Source organism: Nodularia harveyana UHCC-0300 (assembly GCF_034931085.1).
Lineage (GTDB): Bacteria > Cyanobacteriota > Cyanobacteriia > Cyanobacteriales > Nostocaceae > Nodularia > Nodularia harveyana.
This window is the reverse complement of record NZ_JAYGHG010000009.1, coordinates 79,504-104,043: the sequence shown is the minus strand read 5'-3', so window position 1 is coordinate 104,043 and position 24,540 is coordinate 79,504. Positions and strand designations below refer to the sequence as shown.

General features: G+C 41.1%; 20 protein-coding genes and 1 other RNA gene. 8 read left to right on the top strand and 13 right to left on the bottom strand.

The genetic code is table 11. The features are described from left to right. Positions 1–149: 149 nt before the first annotated feature. Positions 150–878 carry a RibD family protein gene (locus tag VB620_RS08390; RefSeq protein WP_323195686.1) on the bottom strand — a complete coding sequence of 243 codons (729 nt, stop codon included), beginning with the start codon at positions 876–878 and terminating at the stop codon, positions 150–152. Between the two features lie 297 nt (positions 879–1,175). Here VB620_RS08390 and VB620_RS08385 point away from each other — a divergent pair, with 297 nt between their 5' ends. Continuing rightward, positions 1,176–3,233: a sensor histidine kinase gene (locus VB620_RS08385; RefSeq protein ID WP_323195685.1), complete on the top strand. Its 2,058-nt coding sequence runs from the start codon at positions 1,176–1,178 to the stop codon at positions 3,231–3,233. Here VB620_RS08385 and VB620_RS08380 read toward each other — a convergent pair. From VB620_RS08380 to groL, 6 genes are all read right to left on the bottom strand, one after another. Continuing rightward, positions 3,220–4,257 carry a Gfo/Idh/MocA family protein gene (locus tag VB620_RS08380; RefSeq protein WP_323195684.1) on the bottom strand — a complete coding sequence of 346 codons (1,038 nt, stop codon included), beginning with the start codon at positions 4,255–4,257 and terminating at the stop codon, positions 3,220–3,222. The two genes, VB620_RS08385 and VB620_RS08380, sit on opposite strands and share 14 nt — an antisense overlap. Positions 4,258–4,266: 9 nt before the next feature. After that, entirely contained in the window at positions 4,267–4,992 is a 726-nt protein-coding gene (gene rnc / locus VB620_RS08375; RefSeq protein ID WP_323195729.1) for a ribonuclease III, read from the bottom strand. Between the two features lie 182 nt (positions 4,993–5,174). Beyond that, positions 5,175–5,604: RNase P RNA component class A (gene rnpB / locus VB620_RS08370), an RNA gene on the bottom strand. Positions 5,605–5,653: 49 nt separating this feature from the next. Further along, positions 5,654–6,358 (bottom strand): hypothetical protein, encoded by a 705-nt coding sequence (locus VB620_RS08365; protein WP_323195683.1) that lies wholly within the window; start codon positions 6,356–6,358, stop codon positions 5,654–5,656. A gap of 56 nt (positions 6,359–6,414) precedes the next feature. Next, complete coding sequence (gene corA / locus VB620_RS08360) at positions 6,415–7,557, bottom strand: magnesium/cobalt transporter CorA (protein WP_323195682.1); 1,143 nt, start codon at positions 7,555–7,557, stop codon at positions 6,415–6,417. A gap of 465 nt (positions 7,558–8,022) precedes the next feature. After that, on the bottom strand, positions 8,023–9,708 hold the full coding sequence (gene groL, locus VB620_RS08355) for a chaperonin GroEL (protein ID WP_323195681.1): 1,686 nt from the start codon (positions 9,706–9,708) through the stop codon (positions 8,023–8,025). Positions 9,709–9,866: 158 nt separating this feature from the next. Between groL and VB620_RS08350 the strand changes: the two genes are divergently transcribed. Then, a complete protein-coding gene (locus VB620_RS08350) occupies positions 9,867–10,949 on the top strand; it encodes an MraY family glycosyltransferase (RefSeq protein WP_323195680.1) in 1,083 nt (360 codons plus the stop codon). Between the two features lie 19 nt (positions 10,950–10,968). On the opposite strand, the gene fabG is transcribed toward VB620_RS08350, so the two are convergent. Continuing rightward, positions 10,969–11,733, bottom strand: a complete 765-nt coding sequence (gene fabG, locus VB620_RS08345; protein ID WP_323195679.1) for a 3-oxoacyl-[acyl-carrier-protein] reductase — start codon at positions 11,731–11,733, stop codon at positions 10,969–10,971. Positions 11,734–11,952: 219 nt separating this feature from the next. Here fabG and trxA point away from each other — a divergent pair, with 219 nt between their 5' ends. From trxA to VB620_RS08330, 3 genes are all read left to right on the top strand, one after another. After that, the gene (gene trxA / locus VB620_RS08340) at positions 11,953–12,270 is read left to right on the top strand and encodes a thioredoxin (protein WP_323195678.1); all 318 of its coding nucleotides are present in this window, start codon (positions 11,953–11,955) and stop codon (positions 12,268–12,270) included. Positions 12,271–12,575: 305 nt separating this feature from the next. Continuing rightward, on the top strand, positions 12,576–13,448 hold the full coding sequence (locus VB620_RS08335) for an SDR family oxidoreductase (protein ID WP_323195677.1): 873 nt from the start codon (positions 12,576–12,578) through the stop codon (positions 13,446–13,448). Between the two features lie 207 nt (positions 13,449–13,655). Further along, positions 13,656–14,045 carry a hypothetical protein gene (locus VB620_RS08330; RefSeq protein ID WP_323195676.1) on the top strand — a complete coding sequence of 130 codons (390 nt, stop codon included), beginning with the start codon at positions 13,656–13,658 and terminating at the stop codon, positions 14,043–14,045. A gap of 90 nt (positions 14,046–14,135) precedes the next feature. Here VB620_RS08330 and VB620_RS08325 read toward each other — a convergent pair whose 3' ends face one another. Continuing rightward, positions 14,136–14,642, bottom strand: coding sequence for a YraN family protein (locus VB620_RS08325; RefSeq protein WP_323195675.1), 507 nt, complete (start codon positions 14,640–14,642; stop codon positions 14,136–14,138). Positions 14,643–14,656: 14 nt separating this feature from the next. Here VB620_RS08325 and VB620_RS08320 point away from each other — a divergent pair, with 14 nt between their 5' ends. Then, positions 14,657–15,166 carry a pentapeptide repeat-containing protein gene (locus VB620_RS08320; RefSeq protein WP_323195728.1) on the top strand — a complete coding sequence of 170 codons (510 nt, stop codon included), beginning with the start codon at positions 14,657–14,659 and terminating at the stop codon, positions 15,164–15,166. Between the two features lie 229 nt (positions 15,167–15,395). Beyond that, a complete protein-coding gene (locus tag VB620_RS08315) occupies positions 15,396–16,358 on the top strand; it encodes a protochlorophyllide reductase (protein ID WP_323195674.1) in 963 nt (320 codons plus the stop codon). 170 nt (positions 16,359–16,528) lie between these two features. Here the strand turns inward: VB620_RS08315 and VB620_RS08310 are convergent, their stop codons facing one another. Further along, positions 16,529–17,107 (bottom strand): Uma2 family endonuclease, encoded by a 579-nt coding sequence (locus VB620_RS08310; protein WP_323195673.1) that lies wholly within the window; start codon positions 17,105–17,107, stop codon positions 16,529–16,531. Between the two features lie 199 nt (positions 17,108–17,306). Then, positions 17,307–19,223 (bottom strand): DNA primase, encoded by a 1,917-nt coding sequence (dnaG, locus tag VB620_RS08305; protein ID WP_323195672.1) that lies wholly within the window; start codon positions 19,221–19,223, stop codon positions 17,307–17,309. Between the two features lie 127 nt (positions 19,224–19,350). Between dnaG and tftA the strand changes: the two genes are divergently transcribed. Continuing rightward, a complete protein-coding gene (tftA, locus tag VB620_RS08300; RefSeq protein WP_323195671.1) occupies positions 19,351–20,703 on the top strand; it encodes a hormogonium tapered terminus morphoprotein TftA in 1,353 nt (450 codons plus the stop codon). 130 nt (positions 20,704–20,833) lie between these two features. On the opposite strand, the gene VB620_RS08295 is transcribed toward tftA, so the two are convergent. Further along, positions 20,834–22,915, bottom strand: a complete 2,082-nt coding sequence (locus VB620_RS08295) for a mechanosensitive ion channel family protein (protein ID WP_323195670.1) — start codon at positions 22,913–22,915, stop codon at positions 20,834–20,836. An 813-nt stretch (positions 22,916–23,728) separates the two neighbouring features. Further along, complete coding sequence (locus VB620_RS08290) at positions 23,729–24,502, bottom strand: hypothetical protein (protein ID WP_323195669.1); 774 nt, start codon at positions 24,500–24,502, stop codon at positions 23,729–23,731. Positions 24,503–24,540: the final 38 nt, after the last annotated feature.

The following is a 24,540-nucleotide window of genomic DNA, read 5'->3' as shown; positions in this document are numbered from 1 at the left end:
AGCAGGGGTGCAGGGGGGAAAGAGGCAGGGGTGCAGGGTGCAGGGGGGAAAGATTGTAATTTCCTACTGACCAATGACTAATGACCGATGACCAATGATTTACCCTGAGCGTAGCCGAAGGGCTAATGACCAATGACTACTAGCCTAATCTAATTTACGAAACGTTGCACCCGATAGTGCAGAAATACTTCTTGCTCAACTTGATGCACTTTTACAAGTTCTAATTTAGGCGCTAAATCAGATAAAAATCCCGCCCCTTCTACTGGTGTTGGTGTAGATACACCTCCTAAAATTAAAGGACAAACCGTGAGCCAGAGTTCATCAATTAAATCTAATTGCAGCATCGAAGCTACTAATTCGCCTCCTCCCAATATCGCCAAGCGTGTTATATGTAGAGATGCCAGATGTTGCAAAGCAGTAAACAGATCAACTTTTCCCGTTGATGTGTCAAAAACTATAATCTGATCAAATTTCGGAGGAGACTCCTGTGCAGTTGTTAACCCCTTTAAATGAAGTTTTTGCCAAGAATTTGCCCCCATTGTTGTTGTCAGTAACCAACGTTGAATGGGTTGTTGAAAAAACTTAATCTCCGGATTAAGTTCACCAGAGTTTGTAATGATTATATGAAGAGGCTGGATTGGCTTACCCTGTTTTTTGCGATTTTCGAGCAGCATCGGTTTTGATACTGTCAGTGTTGTACCGTAGGCGCGAAGAGTACCAGCACCCATTAAAACAGCATCAGAGGCAGCAATTTGGGCTTCCAAGTGTGCTTTATCAGCCCCGGAGCCAAACCGAGCGGGCGATCGCCTAAAATCCGCTATCTTGCCATCTGCACTCATCGCCAAAACTACTGTGGTATGAGGACGAAGTTGGATCATGGAGTTGGTTTGATAGTCTTAACATTTTGCTAGTGAGTAGATTGATTTAAAACATATTTCTTCGTCAGCTACTGTTTAGCAATTTCATCACTGTATTAATATCTATATGCAACATCAGTTTTATTCACATCTACCCGCTATGATTTTTAGTATGCCTGATTCCTGCTCATACGTGAAAATTTTGCCATTTTTGAGAGTTGATAAGCAAATTATTATAACTTAGCAGAATATCGCCTTGAGCTGTTCTAATTGCGCATAATTAGTTTTGTGGTTTCCAGATGCGAAGTGAGATACTAGATGGCTCAACCTCGTCAATCATCCTTTAGACGTATTTTAGTAACCAGAATTTTACTTTTGTTTGTCCCAGCTTTATTACTGGGAGAGATTGTGGCATTAAATAAAGCTAGGTCTAGCCTATTAAAAACTGCCACTCAAAATCTCACAGAAAGCGCTATCTTCAAAGGTGAGAAAATTGCCAATGCGATCGCTACCCTGAAAATTCACCTGCTAACTGTCAGCCAAACAAACGTTATTCAGTCTGGTTCCCCTCAAGAAGTAGAAAAATATCTCACTCAGCTATCAAAACAATTACCCAGCCATATTGAGTGCTTACAATTAACTCATCTACAAAGCCGTAAAATTATTGCCAGTACCTGTGGAAACCAAGAAATTAGCCCATTGAAATTATCTTTTCCTCAGCAAGGAGAAAAGATTCTGATCCAAAAAATTCTACCTCCCAAGCCAGGAACCACAGGCCCTAAAAATCAGTATGATCAACTGCAATTAATGGTATCCACCCCAGTGTATAGCCGCACTGGAAGAGCAGTATATGCTTTAAGTATTCAATCAGCACTATATAGACAAACCAAAAATAAACCAGGTTCCTTAACAGGCGCTACAGTAGTAATTGCTGAAAACGGCATGATTTTAGCACACCCATCAGCAAAGCTAGTGGGTAGTAATATTCAACAACACCCAGATGCTCGCCAACTGCAATATATTGTTAAAAATGCCATAGAGGGAAAAAGTAATTCCATAAATTTGCCTTCCCAAGGAACTACAGAATTAATCGTTGGTTTCACAGCTATTACCAATCCCACAACCACCGAACCGGGGCAAAAATGGATAGTTCTAGCCGTAAGCACTGTAGATAATGCTCTATTGGGTTTAGAAGAAATCAAACTGATCTTGATTGTGTTAGCAGTGGGTTTGATTGGTGCGAGTTTGTTAGCATCCCTTTATTTAGCCCCCTACCTGGCTAACCCTCTCGAAGAATTGCGAGATTACGCCCTCAATCTTCACAGTCACCACGCCGCCCAACCAGTACCACGGAACTTCAAAATCCGGGAGTTCAACCAACTAGCCCAAGCAATAGACCAAATGGTTGAGAGACTTAAAGCCTGGGCGGAAGAACTAGAAATAGCTTGGAAAGAAGCAAAAAACGCCAACCAGATTAAAACTCAGTTTTTGGCGACCACTTCCCATGAATTAAGAAATCCCCTGAATGTGATTATTAACTGTGTGCGGGTGGTTCACGATGGCTTGTGCGATAACCGAGAAGAGGAAATTGAGTTTCTCAAACGTGCCGACGATACAGCTATTCACTTGCTCGGTATTATTAATGAGCTACTGGATATTTCTAAAATTGAAGCAGGTAAGCTGTCAGTGGTGACAGTACCGGTTGATTTGAGACAAATATTACTGGAAGTGATTAATTTACAATCAGTAAATGTGCAGCAAAAAGGTTTGCAGTTAAAAACTGATTTGGGTACTGAATTAATTCCCGTCAAAGCAGACGCAGCTAAGTTAAAGCAAGTCCTGATTAATGTCATTGGTAATGCTACTAAGTTTACCGATGAAGGTAGCATCCGAATTTCTACAGCAATTTCCTACAATCTTGGTCAGCCATCTCAGGTAATTGTCAGTGTCACAGATACAGGTTTAGGTATAGAACCCGCCCAGCAGCACAAACTATTTCGCCCATTTGTGATGCTGGATGGTGGCGCAACCCGCAAGGTGCAAGGTACGGGATTAGGACTGGCGATTTCTCGGAATTTAATTGAACTGATGGGAGGTTCTATTACATTAGAAAGTGCGGGTATAAATCAAGGCACGACGGTAAATATGATATTACCAATGATTGATAGCGCCCTATTAACCAGTGCAGATACAGTTGTGGTTAAGCAGATGAAGTCATATCCTCTTCCTGGGAAGGAAATTCTGGCAGAGTCTCAGGAGATAAATGGATCTGAGAAACCAGGTTTAGATCCGGGAATTTACGAACATTCACTGATGGAGAATAGTTACAGTGTCTTGCAATTAGGTGAAGTACATGGAGAAATTACCAAGCGTTGATGTTAACATCAATCGTTTGTCCACCTTGCTTGAGAGATGCTGTCAGGGCTGAAAGAATCTCTACTAATTCTGTGCCTACCCAACCAGAGGAAATATCTGGGGTAGTATTCTGGATTATATTGACAATAAAGCGATCGCAAACTCGCTGCAATGGTTCACCTGCTGGAAATTCCACCACCTCTCGTTGTTGATTCACAGGTAAAAACTGATTTCCCTGACGTTCAAATTCACCATGTAACAGAGTTAGGGGTGATGCAGTGGACATTTCATCAAAAATTAAGCAACCACGACTACCCACAACCGCCAGTCTTCTCTGTTTATCAGGATTTCCCCAGCAGAGATGAATATATACCTGAAAGCCATCGGGGTAGGTCATTGTTACCCAGACTAAATCTGCTAATCCTGATAGAGAGTGGTGAGATTCACCATTCCTTTGCAACCACACCGTACCTGTAGCCTGTACTTTCACGGGGATTTGACCAAGCCAGTTGTTAAAAATAGCAATATCATGAATCGCTAAGTCCCACAAAGCATCAACATCTTGGCGAACTGGACCTAAGTGGGTGCGTGTGGCGTAACCATAGCGTAAATCACCTAATTTACCTGCTTTAACTACGGTTTGCCCTTGTGCAACAGCTGGGTGAAATAAATAAGTATGGTCAACCATCAGGATTAAATGCTGTTTTTCTGCCAATTGACAGAGTTCTAGACATTCTATTGGGTCTAGAGTTAAGGGTTTTTCTGCTAGAACATGATAGCCCGATTTTAGGGAGTCTTTAATTAAAGTATAGTGGGTGATGGCTGGAGTTGCGATCGCTAGTGCTGTCAGACCAGGTACTTGCTGTAAATCTGACCACTGAGTACTCAATAATATATTTGCATCTAAGTTAAACTGCTGCTTTACTGCTGCTAATCTTTGTGCCTGGGGGTCTATAACCGCCACTACATCCACTTGAGGATGTGCTAAAAAATTCCGCAGTAAATGTACTCCCCAACGTCCGACACCAATAACAGCGATTTTCATATCAAAATTTTAAGTTTCAGGATTATCCTGCTGAGGAATTGCCAAGAAAGCTACTTTAGCTGCGGCTTGTTCAGCAGCTTTAATTGAGCGTCCTTTACCTTCACCGAGTTTGTGATCATGTAGCCAAACTTCAGCCGCAAAACGCTCTTGATTTTGGTTAGTTTGATTAACCTCTGTTACCCGATATTCAGGCAAAACTTTAAATTCAGCCTGTGTCCATTCTTGCAGAGCGGCTTTGTAATTAAGTCGAGCGGGATCGAGACGAATTTCCGTAGCTAATTTTTTTAAGTGAAAATCTAGCCAAGGACGAATTAACTCCAAATTGTTCGTACTGAGATAAAACGCACCCAAAACCGCCTCAAAAGCATCTGCCAATCGTGATTCTTGACCAATTTTATCACCAGTAGCACTACCTGCCACAAGCAAGTATAATTCAAAACCATATTCTCTAGCCAGTTGAGCCAGGATGCGATCGCTCACCAACACTGACCGAATTGCTGCAAAATCCCCCACGGGACAATCGGGATAAGTTTCCCACAAAACCACCGCCGCCGCTAGTCGCACCACAGCATCACCGACAAACTCCAACTGTTCATAATTTGCCGATTCCGAAACAGTAGGATGAGTCAGAGCTAAATCCAACAGATCCCACTTAATCGGTAAACCTACTGGTAAACCTAACCTTCTGACTAAACTTTCGAGCTGTCGCTGACGGCGTGGATAAACAAGTGTCATCAAGGGAGATAGGGTACTGGGGACTAGGGAATTTTAGATTTTAGATTTTAGATTTTAGATTTAATTCCAATCTAAAATACTTGCTGCGATGCTTACGCTAGGAAAACCGCTTCCTCCAAAATCCAAACTAGATTCACTGGGGAATTTTAGATTTTAGATTTTATTCAACACTTAAAAAGAGGGGAGAGAGTCGGACATAAGCCGGGTTCTGTTCTCGCCAGTGTTTAAAAACACCTTTGAGGGCAGTTATCTATCTGGGACGCTTGTTACCAAACGCCTCTAGCGGCTCTCCTAACGGAAACTGGTAAAAGACCAACCATAGTCTCCTTTCGCCTTGCTCCCAACCGGGGTTTACCGAGCCACAACCTCTCGGTTGTGCTGGTGCGCTCTTACCACACCTTTGCACCCTTACCATTTTCAGTTATCAGTTATCAGTTATCAGGTTTTGACTGTTCACTGTTCACTGTTCACTGTAGATGGCGGTATCTTTCTGTGGCACTATCCTCACGATCGCTCGCACTGGGCGTTATCCAGCAAGTTTGGTCTTTCGGGAGCCCGGACTTTCCTCAAACCAGTCAATCTGACTGATATGCAACCGCCTGCGCCTACTCACTCCTTAATTCCAGTGTAATCTGGGATGGTGTGATCTGTGCGATTGTGATTATTTCTTTTTCTTCCAAGGTAGTGCATAAGTCCAGGGTAATTTTTTAATCGTGACGGGACAATTGATAATACAGATGGGTGGAACATTTACAATTGGATCTGAACCTAGACCCACTTTAGAGATGCGTAGGACTAGTTGTAGAGAAAATTCCAATTCTTTTTTTTCATTCATAAAAGCGTTATATAACTTTTTTTGCGGTGGACCACCTTTGCTGAGTGCAGTGATATTAATTATCGGTTTTGTAGCTGAGTAAGTTCCAGATACTTGATCACGCTCAAAAACATCTTCTGCTGTGACGGTTTCAGAAAGTGTTTTTCGAGGAGGAATCAGACTAGGACTCTGGGGAACAGCCAAATCGCGGGTTAAGTCTGGTGATTTGCGAATAACTCGGCGTGATTGCTTGGTCTGTTCCACAACTAAAGAACTATTATCCCAGTCAACATATATAGCAATATTCTCAGATTTATTCTCGATACTCAGGGATAAATCTTTGAGGTCATCTATCGGATACAAAGGTTTAAATTTCAAAGAAATCCCCACTTGGTCTTGAAGATTTTGTTCTTTGAGTTGCTCATCAACCACTGATTTTTGAAATTCAAATTTAATTTTATCGTCGATAGATTCGACCATACGGTTAAAGACGTAGGAAACGCCAATAATATAAATGGTCAAAATCACTAAATTTTGGTCGCCATTCTTCATAAATCTAAATATGAACTCCCTCTAAAAATTTTGTATATTTGCCTAAGGAGTTATTATCAACCTTCCTTAATTGTCGAAGAATTTTTCAGCCAGCCTCGTCGCCAGAAAAAGAATAGTAAACCAAAACCAATAGCTGCCATTACAGCCAAGCACACTGGGTAGCCCCAATACCAATTTAGTTCAGGCATATTGTAAGGAGATTTTTCAGGATTAAAATTCATCCCATATATTCCAGCCACAAAAGTTAATGGAATAAAAATGGCCGAAACTACCGTTAGTAGCTTCATGATTTCATTCATTTTATTACTCACTGCTGATAAATAAACATCCATTAATCCAGATGCTAGTTCCCGGTAATTTTCCACCATATCCATAACTTGTACAGCATGGTCATAACAATCTCGTAGATAGATTTGTACTTCTGCTCCTATTAATTCACTCCCATCTCGAATTAAAGAACTAATTGCATTTCTCTGAGGCCAGATAGCACGACGTAATTGCAGAAGTTCTCGTCTAATTTGATAAATTTGTTGTAGTGTGTTGCGGGTAGGGTTGAATATTACTTCTTCCTCTAATTGTTCCAGTCGTTCTCCGTACATTTCTAATACTGGGAAAAAGCCATCAATAATGGCATCTAACAGGGCATAAGCTAAATAATCAGCCCCCTGTTTGCGAATCATCCCTTTACCTCGATCAATGCGTAATCTCACTCCTGCAAAGCAATCATGTTCTGGTTCTTCTTGGACTGTAAGCAGATAATGTTTACCCAAAACAAAACTGACTTGCTCGCTGTGAAATCCACAGTTTTTTTCTATTGGAACTACCATCTGGGAAATTATGAGTAATTGGTCTTCATAATCTTCAATTTTGGGACGTTCTCCCATATTGACGACATCTTCTAAAACTAGAGGATGTAAATCGAAAACCCTACCCAATCGTTGTAATATGTCTTGATTCCCTAAGCCTTGTACATCTACCCAAGAGACAGATTCCTGCTCCAGATAACTGATACATTCTTCAGGAACTGCTATTTGTTTACGAATGCAGTTAGTTTGGTTATAGTCAAACAAAACAATTATGGGTTCTTCAGCATTTATGTCAACAATGATAGTTCCTGGAAGAGTTCCTGGTTGGTGATAGAATTCTTTTTTGTAGAACTTCTTCACTGTTTTGGGTATACGGCGAAGTTTTTTTACCATGCAGTTTTATTTACTATTTAATATTTGTTAGTTAAGGGTGAAAAATTGCAATTTTGTAATTTTGCTCCAGAATTTTATAAGAGTATAGTAACCGCCCAGGAGGTGAGGATACAAACAGATAATTAAATTTCTTAATTAGGGAGTTTCCAGCCTCTTCTCCGTTACCTGCTATGGCTGTATTGATTTAACCTGTTGTCGGAAATTTTATAAGATTTGAATATCAGTCATTGATAGATAACCTTATTTTGTCAAATATAGCATCAGTATTAAGTGGTGATCATTTCGTGGAATCAGGAAGGGTATAAAAAAACAGTTTGCCGTCATCAGACAAACTGCTCACAAAATATTTATAGCAACCGCCAAGGAGGTTAGGACAGAAACAGATAATGAAACCCTTACAATTAGCGAGTTTCCAGCTTCCTGTTCCCTGTTCCCTGTTCCCTGCTATACATGAAGCAACAGAGATTAGAACATACCCATGCCGCCCATGCCGCCCATGCCACCCATGCCGCCCATGCCACCCATGCCGCCCATGCCGCCCATGCCGCCCATGTCAGGGGCTGCTGCGGATTGGGGTTCTGGTTTTTCAACGACGATGGCTTCAGTGGTAATTACCATACCGGCAATGGAACCAGCATTTTGCAAAGCTGAACGCACTACTTTAGCAGGATCAATGATGCCGGCAGCAATCAAATCTTCAAATTCTCCAGTAGCAGCGTTGTAACCGATATTGAAAGCACTTTTCTTGACTTCAGAGACAATTACAGAGCCTTCGTCGCCGGCATTTTCTGCTATTTGACGCAGGGGAGCTTCTAAGGCTCGTTTGACAATATCTGCGCCAATTTTTTCTTCTTCGGTGAGGTTTTGTTTGATTGCGTCGATTTTTGTGATCAAGTTAATCAAAGTTGTGCCACCACCGGGAACAATGCCTTCTTCCACAGCAGCTTTAGTGGCGTTCAGCGCGTCCTCAATTCGTAGTTTGCGGTCTTTGAGTTCGGTTTCTGTGGCTGCACCGACTTTAATGACTGCGACACCACCTGCTAGCTTGGCAATGCGTTCTTGGAGTTTTTCTTGATCGTATTCAGAATCAGTTTCTGCTAGTTGCTGACGAATTTGAGCAATGCGGGTTTGTACTTCTGGTTTGGTTTCACCAGCAGCGACAATTGTGGTGTTTTCTTTGTCGATGGTGATTTTGCGGGCTGTTCCCAGCATTTCTAAAGTAGCGGTGTCTAGGCTTAAACCGATTTCTTCAGAAATCATTTGTCCATCGGTGAGAATGGCAATGTCTTGTAATAGGGCTTTGCGGCGATCGCCAAATCCTGGTGCTTTGATAGCAGCAACATTTAGCACACCCCGGGCTTTGTTAACTACCAAAGTTGCTAAAGCGTCTCCTTCTACGTCTTCAGCAATAATCAGCAAGGGTTGACTGAGACGGGCAACTTTTTCCAATACTGGCACTAAATCCTGGATGTTACTGATTTTTTTATCGGTAATCAGGATGCGAGCATTTTCAAATTCTACGATTTGTCTGTCGGTGTTGGTGATGAAGTAGGGAGAAATATAACCCCGATCAATCTGCATCCCTTCCACTACTTCCAATTCTGTAGTTAGGGATTTAGATTCTTCTACAGTGATCACACCGTCTTTGGTGACTCTTTGCATCGCTTCGGCGATCATCTGGCCGACTTGTTCGTCATTACCAGAGGAAACAGTGGCTACTTGAGCGATCGCACTGCCTTCTACTGGCTTGGCGGCGCTAGCAATTTCTTTTACTAGGGCTTCGATGGTTTTGTCGATACCACGCTTTAAGCTGATGGGGTTAGTACCAGCTGCGACGTTCTTTAAACCTTCTTTAATGATTGCCTGTGCTAAAACTGTGGCAGTGGTAGTGCCATCACCGGCGATATCCTTGGTTTTGGATGCCACTTCCTGAATCAATCTGGCACCAGTATTTTCTAAAGGGTCTTCTAATTCAACTTCTTTAGCAACGGTAATTCCATCATTGACGATTTGGGGTGCGCCAAACTTTTTTTCTAACAGGACATTACGACCTCTGGGACCCAAGGTAATTTTTACTGCGTCAGCGATAGCGTTGACACCTCTTTCTAGCGATCGCCGTGAATCTTCATCAAAGGAAATAATTTTTACCATGTTTTATCTCTCTAGTGGTAACTTTAGACAATTTAGCACTCACAACAGCAGAGTGCTAACTACCCAGGCAGTTCAGATTATAAATGAAAATAAAAAAATTGATTAATATTACAGTTGTTGATTATATAGGACACTGGCAGTAATGCTTGAATTGGGGGATGAATCTAGACAACTTTTTTGAGTCCCTCGGCATTGCCGACCCTAGCGGCTCCGGCTGGTTGGCAGTAGTATTTACATTTATTTTGGCTTGGGTGGTTACGTGGCGTTTGATTCCCACAGTCCGTAAATTTGCCCTGCGGGTAGGTTGGGCCGACCAACCAAATGCCAGACGACTTAACCAACAGCCCTTACCCAATGCCGGGGGTTTAGCAATTTATGCGGGAGTAATTGCCGCAATGGTACTAGCTACCCTGTTACGACCGATTGCCCTGCAAAACGTCTTAGCTCAGGTGCTAACTATTTTACTGGGAGGTTCCATCCTTGTACTTGTTGGCTTTATTGATGATCAGTTTGGTTTACCCCCTCTAGTACGCTTGTGGGCGCAGATTGTGACGGCATTGTTGCTGTATGCCAATGGCATCAGTATCGAAGTGGGTTTGAATACTCCCATTGACTCGATTCTTTCTATGTCCCTGACAGTACTTTGGGTAGTAGGTATCACCAACGCCATCAATTTGATGGATGGCATGGATGGATTAGCGGGAGGGGTGAGTTTTATCACTGCCATGAGTTTGTTAGGGGTTGCTGCCCAATTTCCCAATCGGGCAGCTGCTATTTTAGTGCTGGCAGCTTTAGGGGGTGGCGCACTGGGATTTTTGCGCCATAACTTCCACCCCTCACGGATTATCATGGGTGATGCAGGTGCATACTTTTTTGGTTATGTGTTGGCTGCCACTAGTATTTTAGGTAACTTGCAAGAAAATACAATTTTTGCTCTGGGTCCAACAGTTTTATTTGTGTTGTTGCCAGTAGTGGATACTACACAAGTATTTATCCGCAGGTTATTGGCAGGAAAAAACCCCCTCAGTACTCCCGGTAAAGATCACCTACACCACCGCTTGCTGGCCTGGGGATTTTCCCAAAGTCATGCAGCATTAACTTTATGGACTATTGCTTTAGTCTTTAACTTGCTGGCTATGGCAATCAAGGGCATGAAGTGGCAGGTGATCTTGGCCACTGGTTGTAGTATTATCGCCCTCTTGGGCTTGACTGTCTGGCACAAAAATTTTAGTAATTCGTAATTGAACTAATGATCACAAATTACATCACCATGCCACCATCAACGTTAAAGACTTGTCCGGTAATGTAGGCAGCTGCTGGATCGGCTGCGAGGAAGCGCACCATGCCGGCTATTTCTTCTGGTTCACCGTAGCGACTGAGGGGGATATATTTCAAAATTTCTTCGCTGTTGCTGAGGTTACTGGTCATGTCTGTGGCAATGAAACCGGGGGCGACGGCGTTAACTGTGATTCCACGAACTGCCAATTCTTTGGCTATGGTTTTGGTAAAGCCAATCACACCTGCTTTGGCGGCGCTGTAGTTTGCTTGACCAGCATTCCCCATCTGTCCCGCAACGGAAGCGATATTAATAATCCGTCCTGAACGTTGTTTAAGCATGATTTTACTAGCGGCGCGTGTACATAAGAATACACCAGTTAAGTTGAGGTCAATTACTGCTTGCCAATCTTCTGGCTTCATGCGTAAAAGTAGGTTGTCACGGGTGATTCCGGCGTTATTGACGAAGATATCAATGCGCTGGAATTTTTCCATCACAGTTTTAATTAGTTTATCTACTTGGTCGCCTTGGGATACGTCTGCTTGTAGGGCGATCGCCTGACCGCCGGCGGTAGTAATCTCTGCAACTACACTCTCAGCCGCACCGCTAGAATTAGCATAATTAACTACTATAGTGGCTCCTTGGGTTGCGAGTTCTAATGCGATCGCTCGTCCAATTCCCCGTGAAGCACCTGTAATAACTGCTACTTTTTCCCGCAGGTTTTGCAAATTTTCTGGCAAAATTTCCATCAATTCATCCTCAGTTTTTTAAATAACCGCGCTAACGATCTTATGGTGATTTGTGCCTATAGTGAAATATTTGGCACTGATATTTTGCCCGCATTAGATATCTATACCTTTAGGAACAGTGCATAATTAAGCAACAATAAAAACAAAATTATGATATGCCCATTCTTTGAGAGACACATTACCATTGAAAGAAATCAATAAAAATTTAGTGTGTGTCACATGGCTACAAAAAAACAATTCAACAGTTTTGAAGAGATGTTAGCTGGTTCTGATGTACCTGTGTTAGTAGATTTCTATGCTGATTGGTGTGGTCCTTGTCAGATGATGGTGCCAATTTTAGAAAAAGTTAACGCCCAATTACAAAATCGTTTACGTGTTGTCAAAATTGACACAGAAAAGTACGACGGACTAGCAAGTCAGTATCAAATTAATGCCTTGCCAACATTGGTACTATTTAAGCAAGGTCAGCCAGTAGAGCGTATTGAAGGAGTGGTACAAGCAGACCAATTGGTGCAACGTCTGCAAAACTTCATTTAGAGATAAATCTCATCACATTACGACACAAGTTTTTGACTTAGGTTAAAGTCTTCCCTCTTCTTAGTCAGGAGAGGGTTTGTTTTGAGATAATTTAGCTATAGCAAACATAACTTATAGCAATTTAAAATTCTGCTAAAAGATAGCTTTGTTACATTTATTTTCAACAAGTAAATTTATAGTTAAGGTATTTATAGCATTCAAAAATCATGGCGATAAATCAGCATTTCGGTGCAATATAACGGGATTCAGAGACTTGTAATGCTTAAATTTTCTCAGGCTCTAATATCAATTATCATAAATTAATAGTGCTGAAGAAATTAATGTTTCCAGGAAAAAAAAATACAGTTGTGATCACAGGAGCATCAACAGGAATTGGTGCAGCTTGTGCTTTACTCTTAGATGAGTTGGGATATTTTGTATTTGCTGGTGTTCGGAAAGATGAGGATGCTCAAAGATTACAAAAAAAAGCATCACCAAAGCTAAAACCAATTTTTTTAGATGTAACTGACTCTGAATCAATTCAAGGTGCTGTGGAGACTTTAACAAATGTAGTTGGTGATAGTGGAATTTTAGGTTTAGTAAATAACGCCGGTGTTGCTGTTCCCGGCCCCTTAGAATTACTCCCAATTGCTGAATTTCAACAGCAGATGGCAATTAATGTCACCGGACAATTAGCAGTTACACAAGGATTTTTGGGTTTATTGCGCCAGGGTCAAGGTAGAATTATCAATATGGGTTCCATTAGCGGTAGAACTGCTGCACCGTTTCTAGGAGCTTACAATACTTCAAAATTTGCGCTGGAAGCACTAACCGATGTGATGCGTATGGAGTTGCGCCCTTGGGGAATTTCAGTTGTAATTATAGAACCAGGTGCGATCGCCACACCAATTTGGGAAAAGTCCTTTACCCAAGTGGACTCAGCACGACAAAACCTATCGCAATCAGCAGAAGAACTTTATGGCGAAGCCATGACTGCTGTACGTAACAAAGTGGGGACAATAGCATCTGGGGGAATTTCTCCAGAAATTGTTGCTAAGACTGTTGTTAAAGCCCTCACCGCAAAGCATCCCAAAACTCGCTATGTTGTCGGAAAAGACGCTAAAATTTCCGTTTTACTAAAGTCTCTGTTGCCCGATCAAATTTACGATCGCGTGATGTTGTATTCAATGGGTTTGTGATTTAATCACAGTAAATCTGCTATTTTTTGCCGTATATTCCCGACGATATGCAACTTCAAGATCAATGGGGATAACACGCAAGTATCAATTAGGAGCAAAATTGGGTAGACCTCCCCATAGAAAAACGGGGGCTTTTACCCTACCGGGAATAGCGATCTATTGACGAAAATAGAAATGTAGGATGGAGATTAATCCCAAGCAGCAACTATGGAATATTTGTATTACTTGGCAAATGCCAGTTTAACGTTGAGGATTGTACAACATCTGCACAACAGACCTCAGATGCCCGTTTCTTTCGTCAGTGTGATTCATCAAATTGATGGTTGGGTTGTAAGAATAAAATTTCAAGAAGAAATTTCACCCCAAGAAGATGGGAACTTTCGAGCTTTTCTTAACGAATTAGGAATTAGCTATGAACCACCAATGCGGGTACAAATGGCTCTTTGGAGTTTACAAGCAGGACAATCTCCTGTAGACGTAATGCGCCGCTACCAAGTAGCGATTGTTTCTCACGGTAATCCACAGAGAGAAGAAATTGAAGCTTTCCGACAACAATTCGTGCGAGGGCTGGGTTATTGTCCAGAAACACTGGCTTAATTTTCCTCAGTTTCAGGGTTGCTACCAAAAATTAATGTTATGGCTAATTCAGCAGAAAGCCAAGTTGAGATGTTTATCAGGTAGCCATCATTACTCATCAATTGAACAGTCAAAAGCTGCTATTAGATATTCTTGCAGATAAAATTGGCATCCATCTACAAATACAGTAGCCAAAGGTTCTGGAGTCAAATTCAGTGTCGTGGGCTGTGTTGATATTTTCTGACAGTAAACAATAGCAACATCAAAGCGACATGGGTAGTCAGCTTTTTCAGGATACTGAGCTAAAAACATTCCCGCCGTCCGCGCAATTTTTGCTTGCTTCTGTTGTGTAATAGCACTTTTACCACCGACATCCCAATTTCCTCGACTACGGGTCTTCACTTCGACGAATGCTACTTGGGGTAATTGGTTGATAAACAGATGATTTTCACTACATGGCTGTTGTGCTGGACTCTGGGCGATAATGTCAATTTCTCCCCAACGGCTGGAAAAGCGACGATGCAAAATCTGCCAGCCTGTAGATTGTAACCATTGTGCTACTAAGTCTTCTCCTAATTCACCAATATCGGGATAATGAAAGGAAGGAGGGTTCGCCATTGGTTAAAAATATGATGAATACTAGATTAAGTAATCGAATTAGAGCCAGTATACTCAGTGTATTCCTGGGGGTAGTAGTTGGCATCACCACAATTGTAGGGTATACGCCAACAGCTTTAGCCTTGGAATATAACAAAGAGATTTTGGTAGAGGCTGATTTTTCCGGACGTGATTTAACAGACTCTAGTTTTACTAAAGCTAATCTCCGTCAAAGTGACTTTAACCATGCTAATTTGCGCGGTGTCAGCTTTTTTGCGGCTAATTTAGAATCGGCTAATTTGGAGAGTGCTGATCTCTCATTCGCTACTCTCGATTCCGCCCGACTGATTAAGGCTAATTTGACCAACGCGGTTTTAGAAGGTGCGTTTGCTTCTAATGCTAGGTTTGATGGTGCAATTATTGATGGCGCAGATTTTACTGATATTCTGCTGCGCGCGGATGAGGAAAAAAAATTGTGTCAGCTGGCTAAAGGTACAAATCCTGTTACGGGAAGAGATACCAGGGAGACGCTGTTTTGTCCTTAATAGGACTTACGCATAATCTACGTTTTCTTGGCGTTCTTCTCCCAAGGGGAGACGCTACGCGAAGGCGGCTTGGCGGTACGATAAATCAAGATTTTTGGCAATTGTTGCGTAAGTCCTGCTTAAGATCAAGTCAACCTCTTTTCAAAAATTAAAAGTTGATGGTTCGGTGATATGAGATCATGAGAAATCATCAAAGATGTCACTAGACGATTCATGCAATTTTAAGAAAATGGCACAAGATCAGAAGTCAACAGTCGTAATCACGGGCGCTTCCTCTGGGGTGGGTTTGCAAGCTGCGAGAGCGCTTTCTCAAAAGGGGTGGCACGTAGTGATGGCCTGTCGAAATTTATCGAAGGCGGAAAATGCTGCTAAATCTTTGGGGATGGAGCCGGATAGCTACACAGTCATGCATATTGACTTAGGCTCTTTAGAGAGTGTTCGGCAGTTTGTGAATGATTTTAGAGCTAGTGGTAAGTCCTTGGATGCTTTGGTGTGTAATGCGGCCATTTATATGCCTTTAATCAAGGAACCATTGCGAAGCCCAGAAGGATTTGAGTTGAGTGTGGCGACAAATCACCTTGGTCATTTCCTGCTATGTAATCTGCTTTTGGAAGATTTGAAAAACTCACCTTCTTCTGAGCCAAGGCTGGTAATTTTGGGAACTGTAACCCATAACCCGAAGGAGTTGGGCGGGAAGATTCCACCGCGTCCCGATTTGGGCGATTTGCAGGGTTTTGCGGCCGGGTTTAAAGAGCCGATCGCTATGATTGATGGTAAGAAGTTTGAACCTGTGAAGGCTTATAAGGATAGCAAGGTGTGTAATGTGTTGACTATGCGGGAATTACATCGCCGCTATCATGAGTCACACGGTATCACTTTTAGCTCTCTTTATCCTGGTTGTGTGGCGACAACGGCTTTATTTAGAAATCACTATCCTCTGTTCCAGAAGATTTTCCCGCTTTTCCAACGGTATATTACTGGGGGTTTTGTGACTGAGGAAGAATCAGGCGATCGCGTGGCTGAAGTTGTCAGCGATCCTCAATACAACCAGTCTGGTGCTTATTGGAGTTGGGGAAATAGACAAAAGAAAAATGGTAAGTCTTTTCTGCAAGAAGTTTCTAATGAAGCCAGTGACGATGATAAGGCTGAACGGATGTGGGATTTAAGCGCTAAGTTAGTTGGATTAGCTTAATTCTTTGGCTCAGTTGCATCATAATTGAATATGCCGACTAGATAACTAATCCCACGGGATTTTATGTTTATCTAAAAAGTTAGCTGTGTTGTTGTAGTAGGGATAATTTATGAATTGTCTCTACATTTTTTTTGGAGATTCAGTTCGGTAGAAAAAATATTTATATTGATTCACTTTTGAGGGACAATCTGAGATAAATCTAAAACTAAATCAGGAAAACCAGATAAATTTACTGTTTCATTAGGTAAAAAAATCAACTTGCGACGATAGCCAAATTTATTTTGTAAATCTTGATAAGGTTCACTGTAGGACTCCAGATAATTATCTACTAAATTAAATATCCAATAATTACTAATACCTGCTTTGGCATAAAGTTGTAATTTGATCTCTTGGTCATATTTTAAAGAGGAATCAGCAACTTCAATAACTAGTAATACATCAGAGGGGTGAGGATGAGCAGAAAGGTAATTATCATCAACATTACGCACAATGGCTATATCTGGCTCAGGTTCACTGTCTTCAGGGATGATAATTGGTTGTTGACCTCTGACTAAAGCTCGGTCAGCTAAAAGCTTGATTAACTTCCTAAATAAAAGTGTTTCACAAACCGAGTGTGCTGTACCTTTAGCGACCATCTGGACTATTTCTCCTGCAATTAGTTCAACTCGCTCATTCTCTACAAAAAAACCGAGTTCTGCGAGACGGTGGTATTCATCTATGGTGAAGCGTTTAGCAGTAGTTAGGCTCATAACAGCTAAGGGAATATGGGGTTATTTTCATTTTAATCTATTGGTATTTAATTCATGTTATTTAATATAGAATGGAAGAGGCTAATTCTAGAATTTCCAGAATAATTAAACGCAGATGAACGCAGATGAAAATCCATGAATTAAAGATTGGTTTATTTAGGAGAGATATCAAGAATTAGTTGCTATTTAAATCACGAAATTAAAGTAAATCTGTAATGGAAAATTGGCGTTGACGGTCTAATTCTTGCAGTTTCATTTTCTCATTGTAAAAAGACTGGTAATAGGATTGCCATTTTTCTGGGTCGGCTTCTGCATCGGTTTTTTCCCAAAGTTCTAAAAAGTAACGATAGCGTTTTTCTATTAATACTCTTTCCATACAAGCAACAGCAGCTTGGACTGCTTGGGGTGTCCGCAGGATTTCTTTCTGACTTTTCTCGTTGAGATGAAATAAATGGGAAATTGAGGCGATTTCTGCGGATGATTCTAAATATCTATCTTGCAAACTTGAGATAATTTCTATTTCTTCTCCGGTGGATGTGAGAATTTTTTGCCACAATAAGCGATGGTGAGAAAGACTAAATTCTAAATTTCTTTCTTCTAAGGTGTTAAGAATAACTTGACGCTGTTCGGGACAATGGAGATAAATTCTTAATAGTAAGGCTTCTGCTAATTCTAGAAGACTGCGATCGCCTGGGATGGGTGACTGGGTAGGTTTGCGACTATCCCCTTTCTTTTTACCAGATGGAGGTTTATGTCTCGTCGCCGTAGTGGGTGCAATTTGAGTTAAAAGATTTTCTACCCGTAGGGGTATAAGTCTCGTATCACCTAAGCTGAGGATTTCGGCACAGTGAGAAACGTAATAATTTCTGGTATCACTATTATCTATATTTTGCAGTAATTTTACTATCTGCTGAGTAACTTGCTGAAAGTCGGTAGCTTGTTTTAAATCCCGATTTTGGATAATTTGCTGAATTTGCCAGTTGAGCCACAGTGGGGCATTTTCTAGGAGTTTTTGATAATCTTCTGGTGTATGAGTATACAAATATTCATCAGCATCTTTACCATCGGGAATATTGACAATTTTCAGTTGCACTTCCCCTTTATATGCTAGGGTGGCAATTTCCCCAATGGCGCGTTCGGCGGCGATATTACCTGCTTTGTCTGCATCAAAGTTGAGGATTAATTGTTTGGATTCGGTGTAACGTAGGATTAACCGGACTTGTTCAATACTTAAAGCTGTTCCCAGTGAAGCTACGGCGTTATTAATACCAGCAGCATGGAGGGCGATCGCATCAAAATATCCTTCTACCACTACAGCTTGGTCACATTGGGAAATGCCGTCTTTGGCTTGATCCAGAGCAAATAAAGTTTTACCCTTACTAAATAGCTCAGTTTCTGGTGAATTTAAATACTTCGGCTGTTCATCACTTAAAGTTCTTCCCCCAAAAGCAATGACCCGCCCTTGGATATCACGGATGGGAATCATCAGGCGATCGCGGAAAACATCATAATAACCGTCGCCCTCCTTCCTGGGCTTAATCAATCCCGCCTTTTCCACCAACTGCACAGGATAATGTTTATCCTCCACCAAATAGCGATGCAGAGTTTCCCAACCTGCGGGCGCATAACCTAAACCAAACTGCTGAATAGTTCCTTCCTGCAATTGGCGCTGAGACTGTAAATACTGGTATGCTTTTTGTCCTTGGCTTTGTCTCAAAGCGTGTTGATAAAACTGTCCGCTAGAAGCCAGAACCTCATATAACTGTTCACGGAGAGAAATTTGACGCTGTAACTCTTGGCGTTGTTCTGGTTCGAGGGTTTGTACAGGGACTTGGTAACGTCGTGCTAAATCTAACACCACCTCCACAAAGGACTGTTTTCCCAAATCCATTAAAAACTTAATTCCATTTCCCCCAGCTTGACAGCCAAAGCAATAATACATTTGCTTAGTTGGACTGACTGTAAAACTAGGCGTTTTCTCATCGTGGAAGGGACACAAACCCACAAAATCCTTACCACGTTTGCGTAAAACTACGTATTCTGACACCACATCAACAATATCAGCACGTTGTTTAATTTCCTCAATTGTATCTGGGTGTAAGCGGGGAATTTGCATTCTCTTTGATGACTTCCTAGCTCTAACTGCTATCAACCTACCCACTGATAGGTATTATATTCTTGTTGCCAAGTCAACAATTATGTATAAAATTGCTTCAGATTAATTTTTAGGGGAAATACTGACAATGGGACGTATTTTTATTTCAGCAGCCCACGGAGGTAAAGAATCCGGAGGTATCGATCCAGGTTCCGTCGCAGGTGGGACTAGCGAAGCCAGAGAAATGATTCTACTGCGGGATTTGATTGTAACAGAATTGCGATCGCGCAGTTTTGATGTTTTAGCCGTTCCCGATGACCTCAGCGCCGCCGAAACTATCGCCTGGATAAATTCCCGTGGTCGCCGGGTAGATGTCGCCGTAGAAGTTCATGCTGACGCTGCTGGTAGTCCCTCTGTTAGAGGTGCAAGTGTCTATTATATTGCCAACAACCCGGAGCGCAAGACCAATGGCGAATTATTATTAATGGGGCTGTTGCGTCGTGTCACACAGTTACCAAATCGAGGTGTAAAACCAGATACCGAAAGTGGGTTAGGAAGTTTAGCATTTTGTCGCCAAATCACCATTCCTTCTTTATTAATGCAAGTCGGCTATCTCAGCAGTCCAGAAGACCGCCTTTTGCTGCAAAATCGTCGCCGTGATTTTGGTTTAGGAATTGCCGATGGTTTAGCATCTTGGAGTCGGCTAATTGACCCCAGTGAAGCCACCCCCGTAGAACCAACTTATCCCGCCATTAACATTAATATTAACGGGCAGAAATACCTGGAACAAGGAATATTAGTTAATGGTAATGCTTACATCCCCATTGACTTAGTAGATAAACTCCGCATTGACCTATCAAGAATAGCCAGTATTAACCGAATTAGTTATCGGAAAATAGTTTATATCAAAGCCGTTGATTTACGAGACTTTAATGTTGTGATTGGTTGGGATGGCGCAACTCGTACAGTTGAACTCCGCTCAAACTTATTAGTTTGTGTTGATCAACTTGACCGCATCATTTCACGCGGAAATACATCAGAAGTAGAGTTACAATTATTTTTGAGAAACAATAATGAAAATGCTTTACAGAATTTTGCAGACATACCAAAATTGTATCGAGAAGAAGGTAATGCAGAGGGTGTAAACTATGATATTGCTTTCTGCCAAATGTGTTTAGAAACTGGATTTTTACGCTTCGGTAGCGATATCAAAGCCACACAAAACAACTTTGCTGGTTTAGGTTCCATCGGTGGCGGTGCAGAAACTGCATCTTTTCCTAGCGCTAGAATTGGTGTGAGAGCGCACATTCAACATTTAAAAGCTTACGCTAGTTTAGAACCTTTAGTAAATGAAGTTGTAGACCCAAGATTTCGGTTTATTACCCGTGGAATTGCACCATCAATTTATCAAATCTCTGGGCGCTGGTCAGTGGATTTAGATTATGGAACAAAAATCTTCTCATTGATGAAAAGATTATATGAGTCAGCACGACTTTTATAATTCCTCATATCTCCTTCCGAGGAGCTAAGTTAACATCAAGAGTGTCATATTTTTTTCATTGACTAAATTAAAGGGTATTGGGAACATTAAATGCTCCCAGTACCAAATTCCAGAGGAATATCTTAATTTATTACCTTTGTGCTGATAGAGATCGTGTGGTTTTTTCAGCTACAGGCTCAGGTGTTTGAGTTGTATTCTGTAATAAATGAAGATTACGTTCCGGAATTGCAGACATTTGGATATTTTCTTCCTTGAAACGTTCCTGAATCATCTGAATGATATCTTCATGAACTCCCCAAAAATCATCTGTTTTAGTCCAGCCACTAAGACCAATAGAAAAATAATACTCTTCCACTGACCAGAGAAATTTTCCTGGTCCGGGATTTTCCAGAACTTTTGGGTGTGATTTCATAATGTCCACCATTAAGTTTTGGACGCGTTCTAAGTCTTCATTAAAGCTAATCCGCAACCAAATTGATATTTTACGGATTTCATCAGGAGTCAGATTTTCTATCATTCCTCCCCAAACATTATTATTGGGAATCACATACATCTGACCCGCGAAACCTTTAATATTAGTGTTAGCCAAAGAGATAGAATCTACATAACCCCAAATCCCACCAACTTTAACTTCATCACCAATATCAAAGGGTTTGTTAAACATAATCATCAAACCACTAGCAAAATTACCCAAATTGCTTTGTAGGGCAAAAGCTAACACAAAACTCGCACCCCCAACCAAGGCTAAAATTGGACCAAGGCTGACTTCTAGTGCTGTTAATGCCAACATGACACCGACCACAACACCACCACGCTTGACCACCATAACTATAAACTGGCGTAATAGCTCAGATGCACCCCCAATCTGTTTTAAGGAACGATTCAGGATCATTCCCAGAAGCTGAGAAACAATTACCGAAGCAATCACAATACTTACAAATTTACCGATGTTAGCTGCCCAGCGCAAGCCACCTTCACCTGATTTCACCCAGCTTACTAACCGAACTAATGCACCTTCAGTATCTTGTAAGTCAACTGTAACTATGCTGATGGCTTCGATGTATTTCTGATAGGCTTGAGGATCTCCTCCTTTGCGTTCTAACTCTGCAAGCACAACTTTGAATCTATCAACTATGGCTGTGCGATCTGATTGCAATTCTGTAACGTTAGCTACTAGTTGATTTTTTAATTTCGCTTCTGTATCCGCATTTTCATCTAACTGTTCGGCGGCTTTTTCTAGTTTGTCTCCCTTGGTTTTGAGACTTTCTGTATCGTTAACCGTTTCAATTGCTCCAGCAACTTTGGTACTTCCATCACCTGAAATTTCGGTGTTATCTAAAGCAGTTGCAGTATTATTTAAATCTTGAGAAGATTGTTGAGTCGGATCTGGGGTTGTAATCCCTTCTATTGATTCTCTGATTTCCTTGAGAGATTTTTGGGCTGCATCTAGCTTTACAGTCGCTGCTTGGAATTCCGGTGAATCAGGAACAGATTCTTTTTGCTCAATTTGGGCTGCTTCAAAAGCTTTGATTGCTGCATCTAATTGCTCAATCTGCTGCGTAGCATTATCATAGGCTAGTGAACCAGCAATGAATTGTTCTCGCTGTTTCTTGGCTTCGTCTAATGCTGCTTTAGCTTTGTCTAATTCTTCTGTTCCTTTAGCATTTTCTATGGCTTCGGTTAAGGTATCATCCTGTTGAATGTTCTGTTTAGCTTCTTGAGCCTCCTGAATAGATTCCTGTCCTTTTTTCAGGTCTTCTTTGGCTGCTTCTAATTTTTTGGTAGCCTCTTCATATTCTGGAGAACCAGGAGTTGCTGTCTTGAGTTGTTCTTCTGCTGCTTTCAGGGCTTCTTGTGAATCAGATAAGGCATCAGATGCTTCTTTTTGTTTATTAATGCTTTGGTTTTGCCGTTTAATAGCTATTTCAGCATTACTGATGTTTTGAACTTTATCTTTTAGTAAGAGTAGCCAAGCTGCTGATTCATTTTGCAGTTCTTCTAAAGTTAATGGCTTAACTAATAATTGCAGTTCATCAATAGGAACGGTAGGATCTTGAGTGGTAATGGCAAATCTCGGATCTCCACTAGCAGCAGGTTGAGCTTGTTCTGCTGTTGATTCTTCTACTGGCTGTTCTTGGGTTCTTCCTGGTGTACCCCATAATGCAAATACGCATACTACACCAGCGACAATCGCACGAACTCGGTAGCGCATGAAATTTTTCCTCGGTTTTGACAACAAGTCTATAATCCTGATTTATAAAACCAGAATATATCATACTCTGTGGTCAAAAATGCTACGAATAAATGCTTAATTTAATAGAACACCTTAATTTTTATTGACCAAAAATGTGAAGATAGTTAAGATTTGTTTAAGACTAAAAAAGCTGTGTGAAAATGTGTTAATTGCTTTTAAATAAAATACTAAAAATATAGCCTAATTATAGGTATATATAAAGTTTTGTATGACTTTATTAAGTTTATGTAAATAAGTTTGAAATTCAGAAATAATCAACTTTTGTCTGCTCAATTTCCTAAATCTGATGATGATTTTAATTCAACAAATTTTTAATCTGAATATATAGCAGGGAACAGGCTCGTCCTGAGCGACTTGTACTGAGCGCAGTCGAAGTAAGTTGTTTGCGTAGCATCCCGAAGGGTAGGGCTGGAAACTCTCTACTTGTAAGGGTTTCATTATCTGTTTCTGTCCTAACTTCTTTGGCGGTTGCTATATGAGAGTTTGATATCGAATATCTATGATTATATACAACTAATTCATAGATGATTGGAGATTTTTATCCCTTTTCCCAGCACCCAAATATAATTGATAGTTAAAAGTTTTCTGGAATTTAGGAGAAAGTAGACTCAGGAAAATTTCTCTGAAGATGGTAGGCGATATCCCTTTTATTCTGAATATCAAGTTAGGTGAATCGCCTTATTATCTCTGAAATTTAATCATCTTAGAGATAATCTTACCATTTCATGATTCCGCCTTCACTCCTATGACTCAGGTGATTGAAATGCCATATTAGGCTGTTTTGAAAAAACGGATAATTTCACGGACATGATCCAGGAATTGTCCATCGGTGGAAAGTTGAGCGATCGCACTTCTAGCTTCTCTGCCTAAAGTTTCGTGTTCCACTTGATTTGTAGCGCGTAATTCTGCTAAATTAGCTTTCAGACTGGCTAAATCATTGTGCGTTTCTTCACTAAAGCGTTTTTGAGTTGCAGGTAAGGAGTAACTTAGTTCTGGGTCGAGTTGTTCTCCTAAGCGTTTAACCGTCTCATCCAACTGATAAAAGCGATTACGGAGTTCCATGATATCTTCACGAGGATACTGAAATTCTTGACGAATCATTCTCAGCCGTGCATATAAATATTCGTAAGCGCGGATAGCTGGACGGAGAACGGTTAATAATAAAGCCGCACCAGAACTGATATATCCCACAGCACTGACCCCGGTAGCAGCAAGAGTATAAAGACCTATGGTTGAGAATAAGTGTAAAGCAATGGCTACCCAGAGCGATCGCTTGGCTAGAACAGTGACATAATTAACTTGTTTTACATCTACAGGAATTTGTTTTTCCGTAGATTGTGCGGCTTCAGCTAAAACTTCCTTAGCTTGAAAATATACACTCCAAGGTACAGTTACAATTACCAATAACCACAAAAAACTTGCACCAGCAATTACCCAGTCCAGGAAGCTACCAGCAGGTATTTCAAACCATCGTAGTCCACCGAAACCCAGCAGCACCGCCACTATAATCAGTAAAGTAGAATTAATAAAAAAGCTGAAATTCATGTAGCCTTATCCCTGGTGAAACTATCACCTCAATCATG